Below are 26,208 nucleotides of genomic sequence, written 5' to 3'. Positions count from 1 at the left end.
CAACGCCAGAAGGCGTTGCGGGCGTTGGCGTGCGGAAATCCGAGAGCTAGAATTTGAGACCCAAATCCAGCGCAAACTCGCTGTTCTTGAGCTCCACATCCTTGAAGCCTCGCTCATCCTCAAAGTAATTGTCGATGTTGAACAACCCCCGGTTGTAGCTAAGGCCCAGCAGCACCTTCGTGCTCTGGCCAAGCTGGTACTCTACTCCGAAAGCCCCACGCAAGCCCGCATCCGGAATGATTACGTGCTTGGCCGCCTTGGTTTCCTGGGTAGTAGTGGGGTCAACGTATCGTTTTTCGCCGTTGATGCGGCCGGCAATGGCAGCATTCAGGGTGCCGCCCAGCTGGAAATACAGCTTGGTATCGGTAGCAATATCGTTGGTGAATAGCTTTACCGTAAGTGGCACCTGCAGGTACTGCAGACCAATTTTCTGTTCAATGCGGGCATTGCGGGCTGGGTCGAAGTAGCTGATGGTACCGCCTTTGCCCGTCAGTTCCAGGCCGGTGCCAAAGGCGTAGTTCTGGCCAAAAAAATAATCGACGATAATACCACCGCCAATGCCCACCTTGGACTGCTGGTTTTCGAAACCGTACGCACTAGGCGAATCGGTGCGCAGGTGGGTGACAGAGGGCGAAACCTTCAAACCGATTTCAACCTGCGCCGATACCGCCCCAATGGTGGCAGCGCTGAAAACGAGGGCAAGCAGGGCTTTTTTCATAACAGCTGCAGAATTACGGTGATGAGAAACACGAAGCTACGGCCGCTGGCCGTTTGGTTTTGGCTAATTTCACCCCAAAGATAGAAGCGTGATGCATATTCCTGTCCGTTTGCGTACCCTGGCAGCCTTGGTGGTAGCCTCCATCACCCTGCTGGCCTGCAGCCAAGGCCAGGAAAGCTGCGAAATGAACCCCGACGTGGCCAAGGTGACCGCGCCGGTGCAGTTGGAGCGCCTGGAAAAGCCTTTTTTCCAGATTAAATCCCCGGCCGATGCGGGGCAGTTTGTGCAGCAGCACCCATTGTTTGCCCGGCATTTTTTGCAAAGCGGGCAGTATCCGCCTCCGGGGCTGGCTACCACGCTGGCGCGCCTGGCTACTAATGTGGGGCTGCAAAAACTCGGCGCTCAGGCCGATAGCACTTTCACTACGCCGGCGCTGGAGAAACAGCTGAAGCCTATGTTTCAGTATATCCGGTACAATTTCCCCGATTTTCGGGTGCCGCCCGTCAAAACGTTCGTGAGCGGGCTCAGTCAGGATGTGTTTGTAAACGACAGCCTAATGGTGCTCAGTACCGACTTCTTTGTGGGGCCTAAGGCTGCGTACCGGCCCAACGTGCCGGGCTATATTCTGCGGCGCTACACACCCGAGCACCTGGTACCCACGGTGGCCCTGGCCATCAGCAGCAAATACAACCAGAAACAACTCACCAACCAAACCATGCTCGGCGAAATGGTGCAGTTTGGTAAGGCACTGTACTTCGCCGAAAAAGTACTACCCTGCACCGCCGACTCCCTGCTGATGGGCTATTCTGACAAGGAAATGGCGGGAGTGTACTTCAACGAGGGCAAAATATGGGCGCATTTCATCGAGAAGAAGCTGCTCTATACCACTGCTCCCTTTACCATCCAGAAATACATTGGGGAGCGGCCCAATATCCCGGAAATCGACAAAACCTGCCCCGGCCGGGTAGGGGCCTGGGTGGGCTGGCAGATTGTGCGCAAGTACATGAACGAGCACCCCAACGTGACGCTGAAACAGTTGATGGCCGAGAAAAACACCCAGCGTATCCTCAATGAGTCACGCTACCGCCCCAAGGTGAATCGGGGTCGGGTGAGTTAGAAAGTGAATGCAGGGTTGCGGGCGGTTTGTAGGGTAGTAGAATTTGGGGCGGTGATTTTTAACGTAACCAGATGCACATAGCCGTCTTTAGCCAGTACCACACCAACCCCGATTGTCCGGCTACCAGCCGGCACTATTCGTTGTTGGCGCAGCTGGCCCGGCACCACCACGTAACACTCATCACCACCCGCACCTGGGAGCGGCAGCGCCTTACCCAGGAGTTTGCCTGGGTGCCCGAGGGAGTGGAGCTGCACGCGGCCGATGTGCCCTACGAAAATCGCATGGGCGTAGCCCGGCGGGGTCTGGCCTTCGCCCAATACGCCGCTTATGCCGTGCGGCAAGGCCTGCGCATTGCTCGGCCCGACGTGATATGGGGTATCAGCACCCCGCTTACAGCCGCCTGGGCTGCTGCCCAGGTAGCCCGCTGGCGGCGGGTGCCCTGGGTATTTGAAGTGCAGGATTTGTGGCCCTCTTTCCCTATTGCCATGGGGGCCGTGCCCAACCGCCTGGCCCAGCAGCAACTGTTTCGGATGGAGGCCCGGCTGTATAAGCAGGCAACGTCTATTGTCACTCTCTCGCCCGATATGACGGAGTATGTGCAGGCCGTGGGCAAAAAGCTACCCCGGTCTTTTGATTCCCAAAAGGTATTTACCCTCCTCAACGGTACCGATTTGGAGTTGGCGGCCCGGGCTACAAACGAAACCGTGGAGGCCTTGCGCCGGGATTGGCAACTCCAGGGCAAGCGGGTAGTGCTGTATGCTGGTACTTTTGGGCGGGCCAACGATATTCCGCTGCTACTGGAGGCGGCCGTGCTGCTGGCCCCAACCTGCCCTGATGTAGCATGGGTATTTATAGGTCACGGGTACTTCGATGACCAGTTGGCGCAAGCAGCTGCCCGTCACCCGTTCATCCGGGTAGTACCTCCGCAACCGCGTCACGCAGTATTCTCCTGGTTTCGGCTAGCCACCATATCAGTGGCGCCCTTCCTGGGCCTGCCCGTGCTGGACGCCAATTCCCCCGCTAAGTTCTACGACAGCTTGGTGGTTGGTACGCCGGTAGTGGTAACTAACCCGGGCTGGACGAAGCGCTTTGTTGAGCAACACTGCTGCGGCTGGTATTCACCCGCCAGTGATGCGCCCGCACTGGCCCAACTGCTGGCGCAGGTGCTGGCAAACTCTACCCAGGTGCTGGCCGCCGGGGAGCAAGGAAAAATAGTGGCCCGGCTAGAATTTGACCGGCAACTGATAGGAGCCCGCATGCAGCAAATTTTGCAGAGCGCGGCTAAAGGACAGTAGGGAACTTATGAGCTCAGGAGTACTACTTTTATACTAAGTTGTACTACTTGGGTTATTATAGATTGATATTGAGGCAGTTTTGGCAGGTTTTGCTGTCTTCAGCGAGTTTTTACTTTCTAGCTCAGCGTAGTATTTGCACCAACTTGTGAGTGGACATACAGCGCACTTGGGCGTGCGGGCCACGCAGATGTAACGCCCATGCAGGATCAGCCAGTGGTGCGCTTTCGGAATCAGGTCAGTAGGGGTATAGCGAACCAACTCTTTTTCCACGGCCAGAGGGGTGGTAGCCGTTTTGCTCACCAGCCCCAACCTGTGCGACACCCGGAATACATGCGTATCCACGGCCATGGCTGGTTGGTTGTAAATGACTGATACCACCACGTTGGCCGTTTTGCGGCCGACACCGGGCAAGCGCTGTAACTCCTCAATAGAGCTAGGTACCTCACCCCCGAAATCCTGCACCAACATCCGGCCCAGGCCGGCTAGGTGCTTGGCTTTGTTGTTGGGATAAGATACGCTGCGAATAAAAGGGAAAATATCCTCGGCAGAGGCGGCGGCCAGGTGCTCGGGTGTGGGAAACTGCTGCACCAAGGCAGGCATCACCTGGTTCACACGTTTATCGGTGCACTGGGCGCTGAGCACTACGGCCACAATCAGCTCGTAGGGGTTGGCATAGTGCAGCTCTGTTTCGGGCTCTGGGAAATGGGTGGTGAAATACTCGATGAAATGGCGGTAACGCTCGGGCTTACGCATGGCTAAAGGCAACTAACAGCAACTATGGCAGTACCAAAAAGCACAGCGCCGCGAAGTTACCTACTCAGTAACTTCGCGGCGCTGTAAATTTCAACTGGAAACCAGTCTTATTCCTTCCGCAGAAAGGTGCGGGAATACTGCAGGATGGAGTCGGTGGTGCGCTTGCTGGGGGCGCGGCGCAAGTCGTTGAGGGCGCGCTGGGCCAGTAGCAAATCGGCGCAGGAGGCCGCTAATTCGGCATCGTGCAAGAGGGCATGTTCTACTTGTTGGTGCTCCTTAGCTGGCAATTCGTTGTACACGTACCGGAGCAGCGTCTCGTGGGTAAAGGTTTTGATCATAGAAAACGGGTTGTGCGGCCATCTTTTTCCGCAGGTTGATCAGCGCATAGCGCATACGCCCCAGCGCAGTGTTAATGCTGACCCCCGTTGCATCGGCTATTTCCTGAAAACTCATGTCGCCGTAATGGCGCATGATCAGGACTTCCTTCTGCGCCGCGGGCAGCTCCTGAATCAGTTCCCGAAGCCGCGCGTGGGTTTCTTCCCGGGTAAGCGCCGCTTCAGCCCCTTCTTCTGCCAACGACAACGAGTTGAACGCATGACTTGTTGTGTCAAGGTTCAACAAAGGACTCCGTTTTTCGCGGCGGAAGCAGTCAATGGCTAAATTATGCGCAATCCGGCAAATCCACGATGAAAATTTCCCCTCTTCGTTGTAGCGCCCACTCTTCATAGTGTGGACGGCCTTGATAAATGTATCCTGCAGCAAATCTTCCGCCACGTCTTCGTCGCGAACAATGAGCATGATAGTGGTAAATACGCGGGCCTTGTGCCGCTCAAGTAACTGAGCAAAGGCATCTTCCTGGCCGGCAATATAGCGCGAGATGAGAGCGGAGTCGCTCGGCTGCATGGTTTCCATAAACACTACGAAAGTAAAGGGGACGTAGAGCTTTAGGCCATAGAATGCAGTTGCCAGTGAAAACCTGAATGAAGGATGCGTGAAGATGCCGCTAAAACCAAATGTAGAGAACCGCCGCGCCAAACACAACGGGTACCACGTGCAAATGCCAAAATTATTTTCGAAGACCCTAAACCTTAATATCAGGCATACGGAATTCTATATACTGCATTGCGTCCAGTTAAGCCCAGCGCAACCACGTTGCTGGCGTGGAAAACAGGCTTTTGGGCAAATTGCCAGATAGTCAACTACCTGTAGCAGAGGCTATGCAAGAACCGTGCATTATGGGCGCAGCTGTTGGCTCAGCTCCCGGATCTGGCTTTCCAGGGCGGGGGGAGGGGTGGTACCGGCGGCGGCGGCACTGGTGCGCTGGTTAAGCAGCTGACTGAGCTGCCGTAACTGCTCGAAACGCTGGGCAGTGCGTTGCAGCTCCGCGCTAAGAGCGGAGAGGTTTACGGCCGCCGGAATGGTTATGGTAGTAGTTCCGGCTGCACCGGTAGTTTGCTCATCGTGGCGAGTAATGGCTTCGGGGGTCATCATATCGTCGCGGTACAGCACCACGTCGCCCTGCATGTTAATGGCTTTGCCGTTTTCCAGCAGTTGGCGGTTACCGTTTTTGCTTACCATGATACCATCGGGGCGCAAGGTGAGGCCGTTGGCAAAGCGCACGGGTGCCGTGAGGGTAAACACCTGCCCAGCTTGCAGCCGGAACGTTTTGCCCTCACGCCGGAAGGCGCCATCCTTCAATTGGGCTGCTGGTTGCGCAGTGGCGGTGGGCTGGGTTTGGGCATGTGCCGAGGAGAAGGCTGCACAAGCAAACAGGCCACTGAGCAGCAATACGGATACGGGTAAAGGGGTGCGGAGCATATAACTGAGGTATGGAAAAGTGAGAGATAGGCAGTGTTTAAGCGCTATGATGCTGGCGGCGGCTGGCCAGCCAGTGAAGGGCGGGTGCTTCCTCCCCGAACAGCCGGACGTGAGCCTGCTCGTTCTGAACCATAGGGGAGCCGGACTGCTGCTCGTCCGCATGCAACTGTCCGGCGGCTACCAAAAAAGCCAGGTACACGCGTTGGCCCGTTTGCCGGGCCAGGCTCCCAATAAATTGGGTGAGTACCCAATGGGTATCATCCTCGCTGGCCGGGCCGCGCTGGCGTAGGTCAACCAACCAGTAGTGCCCGGTTTGGGCCTGTTGCAGCAGTAGCTGGTAACCCTGCTGCAACTCGGCGGCTGATACGGGCCGCAACCACCGAATGATGGCCACGGCCAGCTCTGGGCGCACCTGCAACGATAGGAAAGAGGGCAGAGCTGAAGTGGAGGGTGGCTTCATACGTGAGCAGGAACAAAGAGCAGGAAGCGCGGCAAGGAGCTTGGGCCAGCACATAAACATCTTGCCCAGGATGGTCAGGTATCTGCATACGAAAAACCCCTGCAAGCGGCTTGGCAGGATGGGCAATGAGTTGCCTCAAACTGATAAAAACGACATGGCCGAGCTTCGCGGCAACAGGGGCACGCTACCTTTGCCGGGCCGTTTCCTTCCCGGCCCGCCGCGCCATGACTGCTCCCGCTTCCCCCGCTACGCCGGGCCACGACCCGTACGCCGCGCTGCGCATCCCCGATTTCCGGCGGTTCATCGGGGCCCGGGCCAGTTTTGTGATGGCCACCCGCATTCAGGGGCTGGTGGTGAGCTGGCAGCTGTTCAAACTCACCGACGACCCCTGGGCACTGGGCCTGATTGGCCTCACGGAAGCCATTCCCAGCATTGCCGTGTCCTTGTACGCAGGCCACGTAGCCGACTCGATGAAGCGCAAGAATATTGTAGTAGCGGCCGTGACCCTGCTGCTGCTGTGCGCCGTGGTGTTATCCGGGCTGGCCTGGGGAGTAGAGAAGCGGGTGCTGGATATCGGGCAAATGGGCACACTGCCGATTTACGCCGTGATTTTTGTGAGTGGTATTGCTCGTGGATTTCTGGGGCCCGCTTTGTTTGCCTACATGCCCCAGCTGCTACCCGACCGTGATAAGCTAGCCAATGCCATTACCTGGAACAGCACTACCTGGCAGGGCTCCTCAGTGATAGGGCCGGTTATTGGGGGCTACCTGATTGCGCACTTGGGCGTGGCCAACGCCTACACTGTAGCTACCGGGCTATTGATAGTTTCCCTGGGGCTGTTTATCAGCCTGACCTCGCACCCGCTACCAACCCGGGAAGGTGCGCCCGCCCCCGATTTTGTGGAAAGCCTGAGTAGCGGCCTGCGGTTTATATTCGGCAACCAATTGGTGCTGGCGGCGCTGTCCCTGGATTTATTTGCGGTGCTGTTTGGTGGGGCGGTGGCGCTGCTGCCGGTATTCGCGGAGAAGATTCTGAAAGTGGGAGCCTCGGGGCTGGGCCACCTGGAAGCGGCCCCGGCAGTAGGCTCGGTACTGATGGCATTGCTGCTCACATATTTCCCGCTGCGGCGCCACGCCGGGCGCAAGTTACTCTGGGCCGTAGCCGGCTTCGGGCTGGCTACCATCGGGTTTGCCCTGTCGCGCAATTTCTACTTGTCGTTGGGCCTGCTGTTCCTGACGGGGGTATTCGACTCAGTATCGGTGATTGTGCGCGCCACTCTGCTCCAGACGTTCACCCCCGACTACATGAAAGGTCGGGTGTCAGCCGTCAACAACATCTTCATTGGCTCCAGCAACGAAATTGGGGCGTTTGAGTCGGGGGCTATGGCCAAGTGGCTGGGCACCACGGCCTCGGTCGTATTCGGCGGTATCATGACCATTGTGGTAGTGGGCATAACCGCGCTGAAAGCCGATAAGCTGCGTCAACTGGATATGACCCCGGAAAAAAAGCCCGCGTAGTGCAAGCATCAAAACCCAAGCAAAAGGCCCGGGCGGAATTTCCGCCCGGGCCTTTTGCTTGGTGCCGCAAAGTAGCTTCTTACTGCTGGAAGGCTTGTTTTTGTGCCTGGGGGCAGATGGGGTCAGGCTTCATTTCCAAAATCTGGCTGATGACCAGGGCTTGGGTAGGGGCCTGGCCGTTGGTACCGGCCTGCTGCTGCAATTCGCCCTGCACGCGGGCAAATACGGGCTGGCCCGCTGTTTTGCGCGTGTCGGTGTAGCGTTTCTCTAAGTCGGCGGTTACGCCCCCGGCCAAAGCTACCGCGTACCGTTTACCGGAGCCGCATTCCTCAAACACCGCCGCATCGGCCATGTAGGTGTATTTACCAGTGAACTCCCGGCGGGTACCGGCTTCGCTCAAGTTACCATCGGAGCGGTAGCGCAGCCCGAAGGTGGGCAGGGGCTCCCCATTGGCATCCAGAAGCTGCAGCGTGCGGCTGCCGGCCACCTGGTAGCGCCGCACGGGGTCGTTGCCGCTGGGCTCCAGGGTTACAACCTGGCCCCGTACCCGCCAAGGGCCACGGCGGTAGTTTACGGGGGAGGTGCGGCCCAAGTAGAGTTCCTGCAGCTCATACAGGCTGTCGGGCTTGAGGGTGAGGCGGGTGGCAATGCCCTGGCAGTCGTTGCAGGGCACTGTATCGGCGTACACGCCGGCCAACTGCAGGGTGGCGGCTCCGGCGTCTTTGTCGGGAGCAGAATTTTGGGAGCCGGTGCCGAAAGGCTGCTCCCGGCCCTGGCAGGCGGCTAGGAGAAGCAGGGCGGAAGCGGCGAAAACGTAACGGGGCATAGCGGAGGAGGGTAAACGAGAGTGAATACTTCCTGCTACGCAAGCCGCTGAGGTTGGATACACCCGGCCCGGCTGAAGCACTACTTCCTCAGGCCCGCATGGGTACCAGCACGAACGTGCCCCGCAAACAACGCACAAAGCCTTGGCGCTGGCTGTCCTGGTTAAGGTCGTGGCGCTGATACTGGCCGTTGAGGGCAGTGCTGCCCACCACCAGAATGGTATAGCCGCGCCGCCGCACCAGGTAGCGCCGCTGGTGCGCCGCCCGGATGGGGGTATAGCGCCGTTCTACATTCAGCATAGCCTCCCAGGCCGAAATTACCAACCGCAAATCGGTGCCGGCGGCCGTGGCCTCCCGGTACAGCGCCGCCAGCCGGACATCAGTGGTATAATGAGCTTCCGGGTTGCGGCGCACTACTAAGTCGTGGGCCTGCCAGAGGTGCTTCATGGCGGCCGGCTTCGGGAAAATCTCCCCGCAATGCCGGCAAATGTGCTCATCAGGTCCGCACACCAACGCGCCGGGTTTGGATGGGGGCAGCGGCGGCCCGGTATTGGCCCGCTGTTCCCGTAGCACCTGCATCAGCGCCGAAAACAACTCCCCCTCACTCACCCTATACTTGTGCCGCAGAATATCGAGCGTATGCCGGCTGAGCATTTCAAACGTCAGCAAATCGTGTAAGTCGGCGCGGAGGGAAGGCATGGGCTGCTATAAACGACGCGAGTAACCCGGTGGGTTCCGCAGGAGGCTCAGTCAGGCTACAAAAAAGCACCAGAAGCTAAGGCTCCTGGTGCTTGTTGGGGTAAGTACTTTCTAGCGGCTGGCCTGGGCCGATTTGGGAGCCTTTTTAGCCGTTTTAGCGGGGGCTGAGGGTTTATCAGCGGTGTTGCCGGTGGAGGGCGCTGGCTGGGGCCGCTCCGTGCTAGCGAATATCCATTCACGCATGGTGTCCAGGGCTTTGGGCGAGAATACCGGCTGCTGCTCCCCGTTCACCACCGGCCAGTCCTTCATTTCGGGCTGGTACCAATGGTTGAGGCCCGCCAGCTTCGTCGATTTCACCTTGGCGTTTTTCAGCCCCTGCTTAAGCGGAGCCATGTTCTGCTGTGAGTCCACCTGCAAATCATTGGAGCCACCCAGCAGCAGTACCGGGCATTTCACGTCGGCTAGGCTGCGGGTGGGGTCGAAATCCAAGAAGTAGCGCGACCAGGGTGAGGTCAGCTGCACGGCGCGCGCCCGGGCCATGTGGGGGTCCATATCGGTGTTGTTGAAGCGCAGGGTAGCGGCCACTTTGCCCCGGGCCTGGTTGTCGTTGGGGGTCTGCCGGATGATGTCTACCATTTCCTTGTGCAGCTCCAGGGCGGCTTTCACCTGGGCCGGATTGGAGCCGATGAGGCGCATAATCTCCAGCTGCTGGCGCATAATCACGTCGCGGCCCGGCACGCCGTAGCCCGATAACGACACCACAAAAGCCGGGGTGGCAGGTTGCTGTTCGGCGGCGGCCAGCAGGGCCACGTTGGCTCCTTCGCCGTGGCCCACCAGTCCAATATAGCGCTGGTCGATGAGGGGTTTGGCCCGCAGGTATACCATGGCGGCCTGGGCGTCCGTCACCAAATCCACGGTAGTGGTGGAGAAGTGGTTGCCCTGGGATTTGCCCACACCCCGGTCATCAAAGCGCAGCACGGCAATGCCCCGGCGGGTGAGGTAGTCGGCCAAGGAGCCAAACATGCGGTAGTCCTGCTGCTCCACGTCGCGGCTCTGGGGGCCGTTGTCGGAGAGGAGTACCACCGCCGGGAAGGGGCCGGGGCCCGCCGGAATGGTCAGCGTGCCGGCCAGGGCCAGGTCGGCTTTCGTGTTCAGAAATTTAACTTCCTCCTCCCGGTAAGGCGGAGTCAGGCGGGGCTTGCTGGCAGCTACGGGCTGGGCCGTAGGCTTCATGCGGCTCAGCGTGAGCGGGGTGGTGAGGCCGGGCTGCGTCCAGGTGCCCTGAAACGTGGCCCCACCATCTTTCACCTTGCCTACAAACTTGCTGCCAGCCTGCGGTATGCTAATGGTGATGTCAGTGCCCTTCAGGGCTACTTCGGCCGGCATGCGGCTGATGCGCTGCTGGGGGGCATCGAGGGCGGCGTAGTACGTGCCGTTGGAAAGCGGAACCACTGTGATGATGAGCGTAAGCTGACCGCCAGGTACTTTCAGCGGCCCCTTCCACTGGCCGTTCAGCGGAGCGGGAGAATCACCGGCCAGCACTGCTCCAGGAATCAGCCATAGTAGCAGTCCGAGCAGAAGAAATACGGGTAGGAGTTTCTTCATAAAGTGAAAAACGAGAAGGGTATTTTACTGTCGCCAGGGCAACATACGTCTGAAAATATCAAACTTGACGCACACATGCCAGCCTGGGTTTCGCAAGTGCGGGCAGAACGGGGAATAGCCGCCGGAAAAGCCGAAAAAACTTTGTAATCCGCCGGTCAAGAACCATGGATAAAGTATTAAATGGCTGCTATGTTTGGTGGCAGCCACCCGCGCAAGCCGGAGTATAGGCAGGAGCAACCACCGGAGCTAGTTTCCGACTTTCCTCCGTTTGCCCACCGGCTGTGCCGGGCGGGAGAGTATTGTTCTGCTTACTTCCGCTATGATTTCACGTTCTTTTCGTCGGTTTTTCTCAGTAGTTACGGGCCTGGCATTGGCCGCTACGGCGCAGATGGCCGCCGCTCAGGCTCCACCTACCAACCCCGCCCAGTGGACCGAGGAGTTACGCGCCTTTGCCCGTCAGGATAGCCTTACACCTCCACCCAAGCACCCCATTTTATTTTACGGCAGCTCGTCTATTCGGAAATGGGAAACCCTACAGCAGGATTTTGCCAATCGGCCGGTGCTCAACCGGGGTTTCGGCGGCTCCCGCTTCCCCGATGCCCTCTACTACTTTGATAGGCTGGTGGTAGCCTACCACCCCCGGCAGGTGATACTCTACGAGGGCGACAACGACATCGGCTCCGGCGCTACGCCTCAGGAGGTGTTTCAGTCATTTTTGGCTTTTGAGAAGCTGATGCAGCAGAAGCTGCCCAAGGTGCCGCTGGTGTTTCTGGCTATCAAGCCCAGCCCTTCGCGCTGGATGCTCTACCCCAAAGTGCAGGAAGCCAACCAACTCATTCGGGCCTACATTGAGCAGCACCCCAGGCACCTGCGCTACGTGGATACCGCTACGCCGCTGCTAGGCCCAAATGGCAAGCCCCAGCCGCCGTTCTACGTTTCCGACAGCCTGCACATGACCCCCGCCGGCTATGCGGTCTGGACGCGGATAGTAGGGAAACGGTTGAAAAAGTAAGGGAGCCGGCTACTTATTGCTGGCAGAGGGCCGCTTCTACGTCGCCGCCGTTGAAGGTATTCAGGATTCGGTAGGGACGCGAGGTGCGGGCAAATGTACAGGGTGAGCAGGGCGCTTCCCGGTGGTTTTTCAGGAAACGGATGGCCTTGTCATTCCGAACGTATATCCTTTCGTCGTTGGTCGTTTCTGGCAGCCCGGCTGGCCCACCGGTATAGGTTTCGTAGAAGAATATCAGCTTGTTATTCTGGTAATAGTACTCAGAAGTAGTGGTGCCGTCACCCAAAAAGCCCCAGTCAATAACCACTTTAACCACCCGCCCCTGGGCTGAATAGAAGGTTACGGTGCCGTCGGTGTCGCAGCGGAACGGCTTTGTCAAGCTGTCCAGCGGCGCGGCGTTGATGCGGGCAAACTCCTGGCGGATGGCCGTTACGACGGCTTCGACTGGGTCGGCCGCCATTGGGTAGGTAGTGGCAGGTGATGCAACAGATTCGGCCGACGAAACAGACTCCGTTGGGCGTTGTGGCAGAACCTGGGTTTGCTCCGTCGGCTTGGCTTTCTTTTGGCAGGCAGTTACAGCTAGAAAGCCGCTGAGCAGCAACAATAATAGTGAGGCAGGAACAGTGGGGCGTTTTTTCATCCAAAAGCAAGGAGAGGTGGAGCGGTGCTGTAGCCCCGCCATGATACCTACGAGGAGGGTGCGTCCTTGCGTTGCGTTGGATACATCTGTGCCGTTTTATGGGTATTCCGGCCCAAGAGGTGCCTAATGGAGCTACTGCTACTCAGCCTCTCTGGACGTGTTGTAGAATTGCCGGCAGGTTTTGGAGAGGGGAAAACCAGCCATTCAGTTCGTTGAATCGGACGCCGTACACACCCTGCGAGGTCAGGGCCAATAGGTAGTCGATGGCCTTTGGGGTGTCGGTGGACATAACCAACACGTTACCGCTTTCGTCAACAAATCCACCACCAGTAATGGTCCTCGCGTACTCCTGTGCACGCTGTCGGTCCGTGAATACGAAGATCCAAGGCTTATTGTCCAGAACGCCCACAAATGGTTTTCGGTCTTCAATATTGGCTGTTTGCCGCGTTATAAAATGCCACTGTGGCAATTCCAGGGCTGCTTTCCACAAGGCGGCGAGGTCTTCAGTTTTTCCAGAGCTTTTGGCCTTTTCCAGAAGCAGGTCAATTTCCTGGGAAGTAGATGAGTGCATATGTCCTTGTTAGATTGCCATTGAAGTATTTACTGTGGTTGACATACCACACGCAGGACATGTAGTTATGTGCGCTTTATTACGTTGTACGTCTGTGATTTGCCTTCTGGCGCGAGTGTAGGGCAGCGCAACACGTGCCGGCCCTGACGGGAGGCAGTGCCTCGCCCGCTCTGAACGACAACCGCGCCACCCAGATTGCTTCAGATGGTGCAGCTTTGATTTACTGCGTTATGACAGTGAAGGCGTATCCTTTATGTCAGGGGTATGAGGTACGTGACGCAATCCATGTACCAATTGAGCCAGAGAGACATAGCCGAGCGAGAGAGGGGCGAGTTAAAATCTGACCCCTGGAACTGTTTTTTGCAATGTATGAGGCGTCAGTTTGAGCATATGAAGTGCATTGGCAATGCAATCCATAGCGCTATAATGTGTGTAAATAAAAATGGGGTTTTTCATGTAGGACGAAGGCGTGCTCGAACCAACTTCTGGTTTTGAATAAGCTAACAAAAACCTCTTTTTCCCGGCTTTATCGGGGTAGGGAAGAGAAATGCCTTGATTGTGCTGCAATACAAATTCGCATGATTTCTCCAGAATATCCTTCCATGTTTTCACGGGCGCTATCGACCCATCTGGTAGCTGCAGTTGTTTGGGTTTTTGGCCAGGCTGTAATTGTAGCGTATTGATATGAGTCAATTCAATAAACTCGGTTAGCCCAACTGCTTCTTTCTGCGGCTTTGGATGCTTGATAGCCTTCGTAAGGACCGGAGCTGTACTTGTTTCTATTGCCAGAGGTGCCGGAAGGGTGATGCCGTAGCCGCTCTGGGCAGCATCCAGCCACTGAACCAGGTGTAAGGCGGCGGGCAACAAATTATCGGTCAAAGAAAACGTAATGGCTTCGGTATTGCCTTTGTGCAGGCTGGAATAGCAATGCCAACTCAGACCGTCGGTGATAAAAACAGTCTGCACCTTGAATCCCAGCGCGTAGCCCAGCACTTTGCTCACGTAGCCGTGTTTGTCTAGGCTGGCGTCTAAGCATTTCGCTTCTATTACTAGATGCGGTTTGCCGGTAGTGTCGCGCAACAGATAATCAACCCGCAGGTCGCCGCCAATCGTCTTTTCCGGCTCTACCATCTGCACGTTGGCCGTATCCCATCCCAGCGCCCGTAGCACGGGGTCAATGAGGGCAGCACGGGTAGCCGCTTCGTTTTTGCGGAGCAGCGGCGCGTTGGTTTCCGCGTTGGCGCGAACGGCTTGCAAAACAGTATATAGGGAAGCTAATGGACTTGCAACGGGCATCGGGAATACATAGAGTGACGTAACGCAATGTTAAGAATTTGTGGGCATCGGGTACCGTTATGAAGATGCCTGTTTCGTCCGCTGCCAATCCCCCGTACCTTCGCCTGACCTAAACCGAGCCTGGGGAAACCAAACCCCCAGCCGTCGTTGTTACCCGACCTATGGCCAATAATTCCGCTCTGCAAGTAACCGCCCCCGCGGCCGACCCTATTGACCAACTCGACCCCCGCGAGTTTATCCTGATTAAGAACGCCCGGGTTCACAACCTGAAAAACCTCAGCGTGGCCCTGCCGCGCAACAAGTTCATTGTGGTAACTGGCTTGTCGGGCTCGGGTAAGTCGTCGTTGGCGTTTGATACGCTGTACGCTGAGGGCCAGCGCATGTACGTGGAAAGCCTCAGCAGCTACGCCCGCCAGTTCCTGGGCCGCATGGACAAGCCCGACGTGGACTACATCCGGGGCATTTCGCCGGCCATTGCCATCGAGCAGAAGGTCAGCATCAAGAACAACCGCTCCACCGTGGGCACCAGCACCGAAATCTACGACTACCTGAAGCTGCTGTTTGCGCGGGTGGGCCGCACCTACTCGCCCATCAGCGGGGAGCAGGTGAAGAAAGACAACGTGGCCGACGTGGTGGACGCCCTCATGCGCCTGCCCGAAGGCACCCGCGTGATGCTGCTGGCCCCCCTGCAACCCGCCCAGGATGGCCGCCCCATGAGCAAGGAGCTGGATTTGCTGCTGCAGAAGGGTTACAGCCGGGTGGTAGTAAACGGCGAAACGGCCTTCATTGAGGAGCTACTGGCCGAGGGTCAGCCCGAGGTGAAAGGGGAGGTGTTCATCATGATTGACCGCACCGCCATCCAGCCCGGCGACGAGGACCTCATGTTCCGCCTGGCCGACTCGGTGCAGACCGCCTTCTTCGAGGGTCACGGTACCTGCATCGTGAAGATGGATGAGGAAACCCGCACTTTCTCCGACCGATTTGAGCTGGACGGGCTGGTGTTTGAGGAGCCCAGCGTCAACTTCTTCTCCTTTAACAACCCCTACGGCGCCTGCCAGACCTGCGAGGGGTTCGGCTCGGTGCTGGGCATTGATGAGGACCTGGTAATCCCCGACAAGAGCATGACGGTGTACGAGGGTGCCATTGCCCCCTGGCGCACCGACAAGCAGAGCGAGTGGCTGAAGCCGCTGCTCAAAAACGGCATCCGCTTCGATTTCCCTATTCACCGGCCCTACAACGAGCTGAGTGAGGCCGAACGCACGTTGCTATGGAAGGGCAACAAGTACTTCGACGGGCTGGATAAATACTTCAAGTGGGTATCGGAGCAGACCCACAAAATCCAGTACCGGGTGCTACAAAGCCGCTACCGGGGCCGCACCACCTGCCCCGACTGCCGCGGCACCCGCCTGCGCAAAGATGCCCAGTACGTCAAAATCCAGGGCCAGAGCATTACCGATTTGGTGCTGCTGCCGGTAAGCCGGGCCCTGGAGTTTTTCCAGACTCTCGACCTGCCCGAGCACGAAGCCAAAGTGGCCGAGCGCCTCGTGACGGAAGTCACCAACCGCTTGGAGTATTTGAACCGGGTGGGCCTGGGCTACCTCACCCTCAACCGCCTCAGCAGCACGCTTTCGGGCGGGGAAAGCCAGCGGATTTCGTTGGCTACTTCGCTCGGCTCGGCGCTGGTGGGCTCCATGTACATTTTGGATGAGCCCTCGATTGGTCTGCACCCCAAGGATGCCGAGCAGTTGATTGGCGTGTTGCGCTCCTTGCAGCAGCTCGGCAACACCGTGATTGTGGTGGAGCACGAGGACAAGATGATGGAGCAGGCCGACCAGATTATCGACATCGGGCCCGAGGCTGGCAGCGGCGGCGGTATCCTGCAGTTCCAGGGTACTTATGCGGAGGTCTTGACGTCGGACACCTACACTGGCCAGTACCTGAGCGGCCGCATGGCGGTGGAAGTACCCAAGGTGCGCCGCCCCTGGCGCAACGCCTTGGAGCTAACCGGAGCCCGCGAAAACAACCTCAAGAACGTATCCGTCAAGTTTCCGCTGAACGTGATGACAGTGGTAACGGGCGTATCGGGCTCCGGCAAAAGCACCCTGGTGAAGCGGATTCTGGCCCCGGCCCTGCTCAAGCAGCTGGGCGGCGGCGCGGGCGAGGCCACCGGCAAGTTCGACCGCCTCACGGGCGTGAACGGACAGGTAACGCACGTGGAGTTCGTGGACCAGAACCCCATCGGCAAGAGTAGCCGCTCCAACCCGGTAACCTACGTGAAAGCCTACGACGCCATCCGGACCTTGTTTGCCGACCAGCAGCTGGCCAAGGCCCGGGGCTTCAAACCCTCGCACTTCTCCTTCAACATTGATGGGGGCCGCTGCGAGGTGTGCCAGGGCGAAGGTCAGGTGAAGATTGAAATGCAGTTCATGGCCGACATCTACCTGACCTGCGAAGCCTGCGAGGGCCGCAAGTTCAAGCAGGACGTGCTGGACGTGCAATACAAGGAGAAAAGCATCAACGAGGTGCTTGAAATGACCATCGAGGACAGCATCGAGTTCTTCCGGGACCAGCCCAAAATTGTGGAACGCCTCAAGCCCTTGGATGACGTGGGGCTGGGCTACATCCGCCTGGGGCAGTCGGCCAATACGCTGAGCGGCGGGGAGGCCCAGCGTGTGAAGCTGGCTTCCTTCCTGACCAAGGGCAACACCCTGCAGAACGATAAAATCCTGTTCATTTTCGATGAGCCCAGCACCGGCCTGCACTTCCACGATATCAACAAGCTGATGACGGCTCTGAATGCGCTGGTGGAGCAGGGCAACTCGGTGCTCATCATCGAGCACAACATGGACATCATCAAGTGCGCCGACTGGGTAATTGACCTGGGCCCCGAGGGCGGCACCAACGGCGGCCACCTACTTTTTGAGGGCATCCCCGAGGAGATGGTAAAGCTCAAGGATACCAACCACACCGCCCGTTTCCTGGCCGAGAAGCTGTAAATCACAGATGGTGCAGATGCAGCCGCAGATGCCGCAAATTCGTTCCGGCGTATCAGGTAGAGGATGAAAGGATTCGGGCCTAGTTAGTTCAGCACAACCAGTACTGAACTAACTAGGCCCGAATCTATCCGACATCTTTACCGCAAAATCGTAGAACGAATCAGCGTTATCAGCGGCTTCATCTGCACCATCTGTGATTTATGAACTCTTCTACTTCTACTGCTGCCTTTGACGCGTTGACGGCCCCCACTGAAAGCCGGGCCTGGCGCTGGGCGGCTTCGGCGGCCATTGTGGGCAACATTGCCTTGAACTACGTGTCGCAGCGGTTTCCCTTCAATGGGCAGACCAACGCGGTGGTTTCCGGCAAATACCCCACGCCGCTTACGCCGGCTGGCTACGCTTTCAGCATCTGGGGCATCATTTTCCTGAGTTTGCTGGTGTATGCGGTCTGGCAGCTGCTGCCCGCCCAGCGCCGCAACCCGCTACCCGATGCGGTAGCCCGGCCGCTGGTGCTGGTAAATGGGCTCACGGGTCTGTGGCTGGTGGTTTTTGCCTATGAGCTGCTGCCTGCAAGCCTGGTGGTAATGCTGGGTATTCTGGCCGGGCTGGCGGTGGTGTACGGCCGCGTGCGGCAGTTTGCCGCCCGGGGTGAGGCTCCGGCCTGGGTAAATATTCCCTTTGGGTTGTACCTGGGCTGGATTTCGGTGGCGCTAACCGTAAATGCCACCGTGGCCCTGGGCACGCGCTGGCAGGTGAGCGAGGCCAAAGGCATCGAAATAGCCATTATTCTGGTAGGCATTGTGGCGGGGCTGGCGCTCAACGTAACCAAGCGGTTCCGGGAGCTGGCTTACCCGGCGGCCGTTACATGGGGGCTGGTGGGCATTTGGGCCGTCCGTTGCACGGAGGCGGATACGCTGGTGCTGGCCTGGATGGCGCTGGCCGCGGCCGGGCTGGTAGCCGTGGCGAGTCTGGGGCTGGTATGGTGGGGAAGGAGAGTAGCGAAATAGAACGCTCCGGTCCGGCGGCTGCAAGCCGTCGGGCCGGTTGCCGCAAGCTGATGTTGCTACGTTCCCGTGCCGATGAACCGAACGACGACCGGCCCGACGGCTTTCAGCCGCCGGACCGGAACCACTACCCCGCATTCCCCTAACTTGCACCCGAACCCCAACCTCAACCCTTTCCGCTATGCGTAAGAATATTGTGGCCGGCAACTGGAAGATGAATACCACGCTCCAGGACGGCCAGGCGCTGATTTCCGAAATTGTAAATATGGTGCAGGACGAAGCCACCAACTCCTCAGTTGAGGTGGTAGTATGCCCGCCCTTCCCCTTTCTATCGGCCATTGGCAAGCAGCTGCCTCAGGGCGGCCGCTTCCACCTAGGCGCGCAGAACTGCCACCAGAAAGAAAGCGGCGCTTACACTGGTGAGGTATCGGCCAAGATGCTGCAGTCGGTAGGAGTGGAGTATGTGATTTTGGGCCACTCGGAGCGCCGGCAGTATTTCCACGAGGATGATGAACTGCTGAGCCAGAAGCTGAAAGCGGCCCTTGCCGCCGGCCTCAAGCCCATTTTCTGCGTGGGTGAAAGCCTGGAAACCCGGGAGGCCGACGAGACTTTCAACTTCATCAGCAAGCAGCTGAAAGACGGCCTGTTCCACCTCAGTAATGAGGAATTCGACCAGGTAGTTATTGCCTACGAGCCCATCTGGGCCATTGGTACCGGCAAAACGGCCACCAGCCAGCAGGCCCAGGAAGTGCACGCCTTTATTCGGGAGCAGATTGCCCGCGCCTACGACGCCGAGGCGGCCCTCAACACCAGCATCCTCTACGGCGGCTCGGCCAACGCCCAAAATGCCCGTGAGCTGTTCAGCCAACTCGATGTGGACGGCGGCCTCATTGGCGGTGCCTCCCTCAAGTCCCGCGACTTCACGGAAATCATCAAGTCGTTCTAGGCTAACTCTGCATCTGTTGTCATCCTGCGGCGGTAGCCGAAGGACCTTACCACGCTGGAACGAAAATTGCCGTTTCCACGTGGTAAAGTTCTTCGGCTACCGTCGCAGGATGACAATCCTTTTTAGGCCGCCAGTTTCATACCGATCATGCTTCCTGCCTTTCTGCTCTCCGGCCTGCTGGCACTCAACCCATTTGCGCCTGCGCCCCGCCTGCTGCCGCTGGCACCGGCCGTTGCTACCTCCGTGGACCCCTGCCGTCTTTACGGTACGGTGTTTCTGGAAACCGACCCGCGCCGCCGGGGGCAGTGCTTTGGCGTGGTGTACCAGGAGCCGGAGGAAGCGTTTGCCGACGTGCTGGTGTATCAGGAAACCAATAAGCTCTTCGCCGATAAGGTGGGCTTGTGGTACCTCTCCGACTCCCGCGACTTTGCCGATTACGTGCTCTTTGTAACCGACAACCGCAACCTGGCCGACTTTTCGTTTCACTATACTAAAGTGCGCGGCCACGCCGGCTGCCGCAAGCAGTAGCCGGGGAGCCATTTTTTCCTCCGACCTTTGCCGTCCCGCGCCGCCTGGCGCGGGACGGTTTTGTTTCCCTGACTTTCTAGCTGAACTGCTGCAATGGATTACGTTGAACTGCGCGTGCAGGCTCCCCGCGAGCTGAGCGACATACTGGTGGCCGAGCTGGCCGAAGTGGGCTACAACACCTTCGAGGATAACGACGAGGGCTTCTGCGCCTACATTGATGAGGACCAGTTCTCGGCTGATAACGTGGCCGAAATCATGAGCCGCTACGAGGGCCTGGGCGAGCTGGAGTTCTCGCACCGCGTGATTACCCGCCAGAATTGGAACGCCGAGTGGGAAAAGAACTTCCAGCCCCTGGTAATTGCCGACCAGGTGTCGGTGCGCGCGCCCTTCCACGAGGCCCGGCCCGATTTGCAGTACGAAATCGTGATTATGCCGCGCATGTCCTTCGGCACCGGCCACCACGATACCACGGCCCTGATGATTACCAACCAGCTCCACATCGACCACCAGGGCAAGCGGGTGCTGGATATGGGCTGCGGCACCGGCATTCTGGCCGTTATGGCCGTGCATCTGGGTGCCGACTACGTGCTGGCCGTGGACGTGGAGCCCTGGACGGCCGAAAACGCCGCCGATAACGCCCAGGAAAACAACGTGCAGGACAAAGTGGAAGCCCGCCTCGGCGACGTAACCGCCCTGGAAGGCGAAGCTCCTTTCGACCTGATTCTGGCCAACATCAACCGCAACGTGCTGCTGGAGGACATGGGTGCCTATGCCCAGTACCTCAAGCCTGGCGGCCCCATTCTGTTCAGCGGCTTCTACGAGGACGATTTGCCCCTGATCCGGGAGGCTGCCGAAAAAGCCGGCTTTGTGTATGAAAGCCACTTGGTGCAGAATCACTGGGTTTCGGCCGTGTTTCGGCAGCCTGCGTAAGCGCCACTTCTGGCTTTTGCCATAAAACCCTACCGCTTGGGCCAGCCGGCCAGGGCGGTAGGGTTTTTGCTGAAAAAGGGCTGACACTCAGAATTGAACGAAAAAAAGCCCGAGTATGATTGTGGATAGGCAGAGGCCTCTGGACACCGGAAAGTGCTGTCTTTTGCTGAAATTGTAGGCGAGTAATCAGGTTTCTGTGGATAGGTATATGAAGCACTTCGCTTTTAGATGGGTTTGCGCCGTGATAGTGGGCTTGGGGGTTGGCGCTCCGGCTTGGGCGCAGCAAAAGCCCCAGCCAGTTAAAAAGGGTGAACCCGCACCGGCGGCGCCGGTGCTGCCCAAGTTTGCGGGTAAGCTCAGCTCGGAGCCCGAGCAGTTTATGGTGGATGTGCAGTCGATGATGGCCACTACCAACAACGCGTCGGCTAAAGCGGCCGGCACCCGCCTGCAGCAGGTATGGGCCAGCAACCGCCTTACGGCCACCCAGCAGCGCTACATTGTGGCCCTAAGCCAGTATATGTTGGGTCGCAAGTTCCGGCCCAAACCCCACTTCGAGCAGTTTTACACGGCCATTGCCGCTGGCGCCCTGGTTCAGAACTTCTCCGATCAGCAGATGACGGAGTTTCTGGACGTAGCGGGCAAAACCCTGGAAAAGGAGCAGCCCGCCGACGCCGAGAAATTTCTGGCCACCAGCGCCTCGTTTCTGGCCACCAAGTTTCTGCACAAGTCGCGCTACAGCTCCTTGCAAGTAGTGGGAGGGACGTTCAGCTTTGCCTACCACGCCCAGGATATGCCCTCCCTGGCCCCACCAGCCCCGGCTCCGGCCGCGCCGGTTACGCCCACCGTTTCTACCAAACCACTTAACACCAAAGCCGGCACCAAAAAAAGCAGCGGCTGGGGCGACGATGACCCCTGGAGCAATGCCGATGACGGCTGGAGTACCCCCGCCAAAAAGAGCACCGGTACCGCCGCCGCCAAGCCCGCCGACTCGGGCTGGGATGCGGCCGCCGTACCTTCCTATGATACGTACTTGCCGCCGCCTACCCGGGGGCCAGCCATCATGCTCAAGGATGCCGACTTGTTTCTGGTGTCGCCTTCCGACTCAGTGTACATCCGCAAAACCAGCGGGGCCGTGGTGGCTGCTAGCAACCGGTTTGTGGGCTACGGTGGGGAGTTTGCCTGGCAGGTAAACAGCAACCCCGCCTCGGTGGCTCTTACCGCCTACGACTTCGATATTCTGAAGGCCGAGTTTGTGGCCAACCCCGTTACGCTCACCTACCCGGCCGTGCTGGAAACGCCCGTGAAAGGCTGGTTTGCCTACAAAAGCGTGCAGCGCAAAGTGGGTGTGGTATCGGGCTATCCGCGCTTCATTTCCGCCACCAACGATGCCCGCGTGAAGAACATCGGCGAGAATATTCGCTACTTCGGGGGCTTCTCGCTCACGGGCAACCGGGCATTGTCGGCTTCCCTGGACGGAGCCATGTCGCGCATTATTGTGGATGTGGATGGTAAGCCCAAGTTCCGGGCCTCCTCCCGGGCCTACGTGCTCGGCGACTCTATCATCACGGCCCAGCACGCGCAGGTGTCCATTTTTCAGGATAAGCAGGACTCGCTCACCCACCCCGGCGTGAAGCTGAAGTACAACAAAGGCAAGCAGATTCTGCAGCTGGCCCGGGAAGAGGGCCTCTACAAATCCACGCCCTACTACGACTCCTACCACCAGATGGAGGTGGCGGCCGAACTGCTGACCTGGCCCGTGCGCACGCCCCACATCGACTTCAGCGTGCTGACCGCTAAAAATCAGGTAACGGCCAACTTCGAGAGCAAGGAGTTCTACACCAATACCCGCTACCAGCAAATCAAGGCCATCAACAAGCTGCACCCCTTGCAGATGGTGGTGGGCTACAGCATGGAAAACGGCAACAAGCGCCTGTTTACGGTGCAGGAGGTGGCCAGCTTCCGCAAGCTTAAGCCCGATAACGTGCGCTCCGCCGTGGCCGGCCTGGCCCGCGACGGGTACGTGGCCTGGTATCCCTATTCCGACCAGATTGTGCTGCTGCCCAAGGCGCTGCACTACGTAAACTCGTCGCGGGGCAAAAAGGACTACGACCACATTGCCATCAAGAGCCTGGCCCCGAACGGTAAAAACGCCACCCTGGACCTGAATACCAACGACCTGATTGTGCGGGGCGTGGACCGGTTCAACTTCTCCGACGACTCCGTGACGGTGTTTGTGAAGCCGGATTCCTCGGTGATTCGAATTCAAAAAAACCGGGGTGTGCTGTTCAACGGTACCGTAGTGGCTTCAGCCTTCGTGTTCAAGGGCAAGGAGTTCAAGTTCGACTACGACGGCTTCTACATCGACCTGGTGAAGATTGACTCCATCATCGTGAAGGGCAAGGGCTCCAAGGGCTCGGTGATGAAAGCTCGCAAAGACCTGGACTGGACCCTGACCAACAAGAAGAAGAACTCGGCCGGCCGCCTCTACATCAACGCGCCCAACAACAAATCGGGCCGCAAGAAGCTGGGGGCCTACCCCTCGTTTGACGCCAGCACCGGGGCCTACGTGTTCTTCGACAAGCCCGAAGTGCTGGGCGGAGCCTACGATACTACCATGTACTTCGATATTCCGCCCTTCAAGCTCGACTCTCTGAACAACAAGAACCGGGCGGCCGTGGGCTTCAAAGGCACCTTCGTGAGCGGGGGCATTGTGCCCAACTTCGATACCAAGCTGAGCATGCAGGACGACGGCTCCCTGGGCTTTGTGTACAATGTGCCCAAGGACGGTTTTCCGCTGTACGGGGGCAAAGGGCGCCTGTTCAACAAGGTGGCCATGAACAACCACGGCTTCCAAGGCATCGGCAACATCAAGTACCTGACCGGCGACTTCCAGAGCGACCAGTTTATCTTTTACAAGGACTCGGTGGTAACGGTGGGCAAAACGGCCTCCATTCTGCCGGGGCCGCTCAACGGGACGGAGTTTGCCAAGGTGACGTTCCTGCCCGGCTACCAGATGAAGTGGGCCGTGAAGCAGGACTCCATGTACCTCACCAGCCAGGACAAGGGCGAGGCCTTCAAGGTATACGACAATACCTACGGCTTCAAGGGTACGCTCACCTACACGCCCACCGGCCTGTTCGGTGATGGCCGCATGGACGGGCCCCAGTCGTTTATCCGCTCCACCTCGTTTGCCTTTAAGCCCACGCGCTACACCGGCTCTAAGTCTACGCTGAACATCAAATCGGCGGAGGTGAACAAGCCGGCCCTTACGGCCAACAACGTGAGCTTCACCTACGATTTGAAAGCCGGCAACACGGAGTTTGCCCGGGAGGCGGACGACAGCAAATCCAGCATTGAACTGCCCTACTCGCAGTACCGTACCACGCTGTCGGGCGGGAAGTGGGACTTCAAGAAAAAGCTGGTGCAGCTGCAGCTGGCACCCGGGGCCGATTCCTCCCGCTCCTTCTTTTATAGCACCAAACCAGAGCAGCGGGGCCTGAAATTTCAGGCGGCCACCGGCCAGTACGATCTGAGCCGCTACCGCCTGGTAGCCGGCGGGGTACCGCGCATTTCCTCGGCCGATGCCTGGATACTGCCCGACTCCAGCAAGGTGTACATTCTGCCCAACGCCGAAATGCGGGCCTTCCAGAACGCCGGTATTGTGATGGACACCCTGCGCAAGTACCACAACCTATACAAGGGCGAAATTCGGGTGTTGTCGCGCACGGCCTTCTCGGGCAACGCCCTGTACAGCTACAAAACCTCCGCCGACTCCTTCGCCATCAAGTTTGCCAACTTCCACGTTGATTCTGCGGCGACCATGCTGGCTTCGGCGGGGCGCAAGGGCACCGGCGGCGTGGCCAAAGGCCTACTGAAGCGCGGCCCGGCCGGCGACGAGACGGAAACCCCACCCTCGCCGCCCACCATTGCCGTAGCTACCCTGGCCGCCACCGACAAGTTCAACCTCGCGCCCCGCATCGGGTACCGGGGCGGCATCACCATGAACTCCCAGAAAAAGGGCTTCACCTTCGACGGGCAGGCCAAGCTGAACTTCGTGAAGTCGGCGGCGGCCTCCGAGTGGTTTGCCGTGCAGGATACCATCGACCCCAAGGCCATCCGCATCAAGCTTAACAAGCCCAAGGCCGAGGATGGTACGCCCATGCTCACGGGCCTGTTCATGGCCGATGGTACCAGCAAAATATATCCGCTGTTTGTGGCCGCTAAGCCCGGCGTGACGGATATGAACCTGTTTGAGGTGGATGGCAACCTGACCTACAACATCCGCAAGAAAACCTACGCCATCAGCCAGCACGACCCCAACGACCCCGATGTATACGAGGGCTCGGTGCTGAGCCTGCAGGATTCTACGGGCCAGATGAGTTTCCGGGGTAAGCTCAACCTGATCAACTCTAACAAGGACTACACCCTCACGGCGGCCGGCCTGGGCACGGCCAAGCCCGACAGCAACCTCTACGACCTGGATACCTTTATGGCCTTTGATATTGTGCTGCCCGAAAAAGCGGTGGAGGCCATGGGCACCGACTTGGCCACTAACGCCAAGGGCGCCCCAGAGGCCCTCAACGGCTCCCCGGCTCAACTCTACAAAATGGGTGAGTTCATCGGCAATAAGGCCGTGCAGGACTACAGTACCCGCAAGGGCGGTTACGTGCCCCTGCAAAAGGTGTCGGCCAAGTTTCTGCACACGGTGGTGCTGAGCCAGGTGAATCTGCGCTGGAATGAGAAGTTCAAGTCGTGGTACTCGGTGGGCAAAATTGGCCTGGTAAGCGTGGGCAAGAAGGACATCAATGCCCTGATTGACGGCTACATCGAAATCAAGAAGGAAAGCACCGGCGACGCCGTGGAGCTGTACCTGGAAGCCGAGCCCCAAACCTGGTACTACATCAAATACTCCAACAATGTGGTGCTAACCAAAGCCCAACACGGCTCCTATGATGAAATCATTGGCCTAAAAGCCAAGGGCGACTACAACACGGCCACGCAGTACGGCTTCTACCTCGGCGACGACCAGGAAGTGCAGAGCTTCCTCAACCACTTCCGCAAGGACTTCCTCAAGGAAACCGCCAAGAAGAAGGTAAACGTTACTCAGCCCCAGCCTACCGGCAACTTCGACTTCGACCAGGATGCCAATAAGAAAAAGAAGAAGAAAAAGGACGTAGTGGATGAAGCCCTGGAGGCCGACCCCAACGCGGCCCCGCCCGTGGAGGAGCCTACCAGCAAGAAAAAGAAGAAAAAGGACGAGCCCATAGAAGCCGCCCCAACTCCCGCCGCCGACGCTGCCCCCGCTGAGGAAACCGGCAAAAAGAAGAAGAAAAAGGACGAAGCCGTGGAGGCCACCCCGCCCACCGATGCCCCGGTGGAGGAGCCCAAAAAGGAGTCCAAGAAGAAAAAGAAGAAAGACGCCAACGACCCCTTCGGGGAAGAGTAATCACAACGCCCCGACCGCCCAGCGGCCGGGGCGTTG

At 58.5% G+C, this 26,208-nt stretch carries 22 protein-coding genes; 10 read left to right on the top strand and 12 right to left on the bottom strand.

Features of this window, described 5'->3' with window-relative positions; all coding sequences use genetic code 11:
- Nucleotides 1-46 precede the first annotated feature (46 nt).
- Entirely contained in the window at nt 47-718 is a 672-nt protein-coding gene (locus ROI90_RS10720; protein WP_315998341.1) for a porin family protein, read from the bottom strand.
- Nucleotides 719-827: 109 nt separating this feature from the next.
- Here ROI90_RS10720 and gldB point away from each other — a divergent pair, with 109 nt between their 5' ends.
- Both gldB and ROI90_RS10710 read left to right on the top strand, forming a co-directional pair.
- Complete coding sequence (gene gldB / locus ROI90_RS10715; protein WP_315998340.1) at nt 828-1,835, top strand: gliding motility lipoprotein GldB; 1,008 nt, start codon at nt 828-830, stop codon at nt 1,833-1,835.
- A gap of 71 nt (nt 1,836-1,906) precedes the next feature.
- Complete coding sequence (locus ROI90_RS10710; RefSeq protein ID WP_315998339.1) at nt 1,907-3,130, top strand: glycosyltransferase family 4 protein; 1,224 nt, start codon at nt 1,907-1,909, stop codon at nt 3,128-3,130.
- Between the two features lie 33 nt (nt 3,131-3,163).
- Here ROI90_RS10710 and nth read toward each other — a convergent pair whose 3' ends face one another.
- From nth to ROI90_RS10685, 5 genes are all read right to left on the bottom strand, one after another.
- Nucleotides 3,164-3,883: an endonuclease III gene (nth, locus tag ROI90_RS10705; RefSeq protein ID WP_315998338.1), complete on the bottom strand. Its 720-nt coding sequence runs from the start codon at nt 3,881-3,883 to the stop codon at nt 3,164-3,166.
- A gap of 107 nt (nt 3,884-3,990) precedes the next feature.
- The gene (locus ROI90_RS10700; protein ID WP_315998337.1) at nt 3,991-4,221 is read right to left on the bottom strand and encodes an anti-sigma factor; all 231 of its coding nucleotides are present in this window, start codon (nt 4,219-4,221) and stop codon (nt 3,991-3,993) included.
- Nucleotides 4,160-4,795: an RNA polymerase sigma factor gene (locus ROI90_RS10695; protein ID WP_125431922.1), complete on the bottom strand. Its 636-nt coding sequence runs from the start codon at nt 4,793-4,795 to the stop codon at nt 4,160-4,162. The genes ROI90_RS10700 and ROI90_RS10695 overlap by 62 nt, the downstream gene beginning before the upstream one ends.
- Before the next feature lie 321 nt (nt 4,796-5,116).
- On the bottom strand, nt 5,117-5,701 hold the full coding sequence (locus ROI90_RS10690) for a DUF6799 domain-containing protein (protein ID WP_315998336.1): 585 nt from the start codon (nt 5,699-5,701) through the stop codon (nt 5,117-5,119).
- A 37-nt stretch (nt 5,702-5,738) separates the two neighbouring features.
- A complete protein-coding gene (locus ROI90_RS10685) occupies nt 5,739-6,161 on the bottom strand; it encodes a hypothetical protein (protein ID WP_315998335.1) in 423 nt (140 codons plus the stop codon).
- A 224-nt stretch (nt 6,162-6,385) separates the two neighbouring features.
- On the opposite strand from ROI90_RS10685, the gene ROI90_RS10680 reads away from it, so the two are divergent.
- Nucleotides 6,386-7,678, top strand: a complete 1,293-nt coding sequence (locus ROI90_RS10680) for an MFS transporter (RefSeq protein ID WP_315998334.1) — start codon at nt 6,386-6,388, stop codon at nt 7,676-7,678.
- Between the two features lie 79 nt (nt 7,679-7,757).
- Here the strand turns inward: ROI90_RS10680 and ROI90_RS10675 are convergent, their stop codons facing one another.
- The 3 genes from ROI90_RS10675 to ROI90_RS10665 form a co-directional block, all read right to left on the bottom strand.
- Nucleotides 7,758-8,504: a copper resistance protein NlpE N-terminal domain-containing protein gene (locus ROI90_RS10675; protein WP_315998333.1), complete on the bottom strand. Its 747-nt coding sequence runs from the start codon at nt 8,502-8,504 to the stop codon at nt 7,758-7,760.
- 88 nt (nt 8,505-8,592) lie between these two features.
- The gene (locus tag ROI90_RS10670; RefSeq protein ID WP_315998332.1) at nt 8,593-9,201 is read right to left on the bottom strand and encodes a hypothetical protein; all 609 of its coding nucleotides are present in this window, start codon (nt 9,199-9,201) and stop codon (nt 8,593-8,595) included.
- A gap of 111 nt (nt 9,202-9,312) precedes the next feature.
- Entirely contained in the window at nt 9,313-10,806 is a 1,494-nt protein-coding gene (locus tag ROI90_RS10665) for an alpha/beta hydrolase family protein (RefSeq protein ID WP_315998331.1), read from the bottom strand.
- Nucleotides 10,807-11,125: 319 nt separating this feature from the next.
- On the opposite strand from ROI90_RS10665, the gene ROI90_RS10660 reads away from it, so the two are divergent.
- Nucleotides 11,126-11,818, top strand: a complete 693-nt coding sequence (locus ROI90_RS10660; protein WP_315998330.1) for an SGNH/GDSL hydrolase family protein — start codon at nt 11,126-11,128, stop codon at nt 11,816-11,818.
- 13 nt (nt 11,819-11,831) lie between these two features.
- Here the strand turns inward: ROI90_RS10660 and ROI90_RS10655 are convergent, their stop codons facing one another.
- The 3 genes from ROI90_RS10655 to ROI90_RS10645 all read right to left on the bottom strand — a co-directional run bounded on the left by ROI90_RS10655 (nt 11,832) and on the right by ROI90_RS10645 (nt 14,283).
- A complete protein-coding gene (locus ROI90_RS10655; protein ID WP_315998329.1) occupies nt 11,832-12,455 on the bottom strand; it encodes a hypothetical protein in 624 nt (207 codons plus the stop codon).
- Between the two features lie 142 nt (nt 12,456-12,597).
- A complete protein-coding gene (locus ROI90_RS10650) occupies nt 12,598-13,026 on the bottom strand; it encodes a hypothetical protein (protein WP_315998328.1) in 429 nt (142 codons plus the stop codon).
- Between the two features lie 333 nt (nt 13,027-13,359).
- A complete protein-coding gene (locus ROI90_RS10645; protein WP_315998327.1) occupies nt 13,360-14,283 on the bottom strand; it encodes a hypothetical protein in 924 nt (307 codons plus the stop codon).
- A 200-nt stretch (nt 14,284-14,483) separates the two neighbouring features.
- Here ROI90_RS10645 and uvrA point away from each other — a divergent pair, with 200 nt between their 5' ends.
- From uvrA to ROI90_RS10615, 6 genes are all read left to right on the top strand, one after another.
- Entirely contained in the window at nt 14,484-17,318 is a 2,835-nt protein-coding gene (gene uvrA / locus ROI90_RS10640) for an excinuclease ABC subunit UvrA (RefSeq protein WP_315998326.1), read from the top strand.
- Nucleotides 17,319-17,518: 200 nt separating this feature from the next.
- On the top strand, nt 17,519-18,325 hold the full coding sequence (locus ROI90_RS10635) for a hypothetical protein (RefSeq protein ID WP_315998325.1): 807 nt from the start codon (nt 17,519-17,521) through the stop codon (nt 18,323-18,325).
- A gap of 178 nt (nt 18,326-18,503) precedes the next feature.
- Complete coding sequence (tpiA, locus tag ROI90_RS10630) at nt 18,504-19,268, top strand: triose-phosphate isomerase (protein ID WP_315998324.1); 765 nt, start codon at nt 18,504-18,506, stop codon at nt 19,266-19,268.
- A gap of 147 nt (nt 19,269-19,415) precedes the next feature.
- Nucleotides 19,416-19,796, top strand: a complete 381-nt coding sequence (locus tag ROI90_RS10625) for a DUF6150 family protein (protein ID WP_315998323.1) — start codon at nt 19,416-19,418, stop codon at nt 19,794-19,796.
- 93 nt (nt 19,797-19,889) lie between these two features.
- Entirely contained in the window at nt 19,890-20,726 is an 837-nt protein-coding gene (prmA, locus tag ROI90_RS10620; RefSeq protein WP_315998322.1) for a 50S ribosomal protein L11 methyltransferase, read from the top strand.
- A gap of 208 nt (nt 20,727-20,934) precedes the next feature.
- A complete protein-coding gene (locus ROI90_RS10615; protein ID WP_315998321.1) occupies nt 20,935-26,172 on the top strand; it encodes a hypothetical protein in 5,238 nt (1,745 codons plus the stop codon).
- Nucleotides 26,173-26,208 lie beyond the last annotated feature (36 nt).

It is taken from the genome of Hymenobacter endophyticus (assembly GCF_032464715.1).
Lineage (GTDB): Bacteria > Bacteroidota > Bacteroidia > Cytophagales > Hymenobacteraceae > Hymenobacter > Hymenobacter endophyticus.
Note: the sequence above shows the minus strand (reverse complement) of the source record. Positions and strands in the feature narration are given on the sequence as shown.

Bases quoted from the DNA above. Each gene is read 5' to 3' on its own strand.
- ROI90_RS10720 (WP_315998341.1), bottom strand. From the start codon at position 718: ATGAAAAAAGCCCTGCTTGCCCTCGTTTTCAGCGCTGCCACCATTGGG.
- ROI90_RS10710 (WP_315998339.1), top strand. From the start codon at position 1,907: ATGCACATAGCCGTCTTTAGCCAGTACCACACCAACCCCGATTGTCCG.
- nth (WP_315998338.1), bottom strand. From the start codon at position 3,883: ATGCGTAAGCCCGAGCGTTACCGCCATTTCATCGAGTATTTCACCACC.
- ROI90_RS10700 (WP_315998337.1), bottom strand. From the start codon at position 4,221: ATGATCAAAACCTTTACCCACGAGACGCTGCTCCGGTACGTGTACAAC.
- ROI90_RS10695 (WP_125431922.1), bottom strand. From the start codon at position 4,795: ATGGAAACCATGCAGCCGAGCGACTCCGCTCTCATCTCGCGCTATATT.
- ROI90_RS10690 (WP_315998336.1), bottom strand. From the start codon at position 5,701: ATGCTCCGCACCCCTTTACCCGTATCCGTATTGCTGCTCAGTGGCCTG.
- ROI90_RS10685 (WP_315998335.1), bottom strand. From the start codon at position 6,161: ATGAAGCCACCCTCCACTTCAGCTCTGCCCTCTTTCCTATCGTTGCAG.
- ROI90_RS10680 (WP_315998334.1), top strand. From the start codon at position 6,386: ATGACTGCTCCCGCTTCCCCCGCTACGCCGGGCCACGACCCGTACGCC.
- ROI90_RS10675 (WP_315998333.1), bottom strand. From the start codon at position 8,504: ATGCCCCGTTACGTTTTCGCCGCTTCCGCCCTGCTTCTCCTAGCCGCC.
- ROI90_RS10670 (WP_315998332.1), bottom strand. From the start codon at position 9,201: ATGCCTTCCCTCCGCGCCGACTTACACGATTTGCTGACGTTTGAAATG.
- ROI90_RS10665 (WP_315998331.1), bottom strand. From the start codon at position 10,806: ATGAAGAAACTCCTACCCGTATTTCTTCTGCTCGGACTGCTACTATGG.
- ROI90_RS10660 (WP_315998330.1), top strand. From the start codon at position 11,126: ATGATTTCACGTTCTTTTCGTCGGTTTTTCTCAGTAGTTACGGGCCTG.
- ROI90_RS10655 (WP_315998329.1), bottom strand. From the start codon at position 12,455: ATGAAAAAACGCCCCACTGTTCCTGCCTCACTATTATTGTTGCTGCTC.
- ROI90_RS10650 (WP_315998328.1), bottom strand. From the start codon at position 13,026: ATGCACTCATCTACTTCCCAGGAAATTGACCTGCTTCTGGAAAAGGCC.
- uvrA (WP_315998326.1), top strand. From the start codon at position 14,484: ATGGCCAATAATTCCGCTCTGCAAGTAACCGCCCCCGCGGCCGACCCT.
- ROI90_RS10635 (WP_315998325.1), top strand. From the start codon at position 17,519: ATGAACTCTTCTACTTCTACTGCTGCCTTTGACGCGTTGACGGCCCCC.
- tpiA (WP_315998324.1), top strand. From the start codon at position 18,504: ATGCGTAAGAATATTGTGGCCGGCAACTGGAAGATGAATACCACGCTC.
- ROI90_RS10625 (WP_315998323.1), top strand. From the start codon at position 19,416: ATGCTTCCTGCCTTTCTGCTCTCCGGCCTGCTGGCACTCAACCCATTT.
- prmA (WP_315998322.1), top strand. From the start codon at position 19,890: ATGGATTACGTTGAACTGCGCGTGCAGGCTCCCCGCGAGCTGAGCGAC.
- ROI90_RS10615 (WP_315998321.1), top strand. From the start codon at position 20,935: ATGAAGCACTTCGCTTTTAGATGGGTTTGCGCCGTGATAGTGGGCTTG.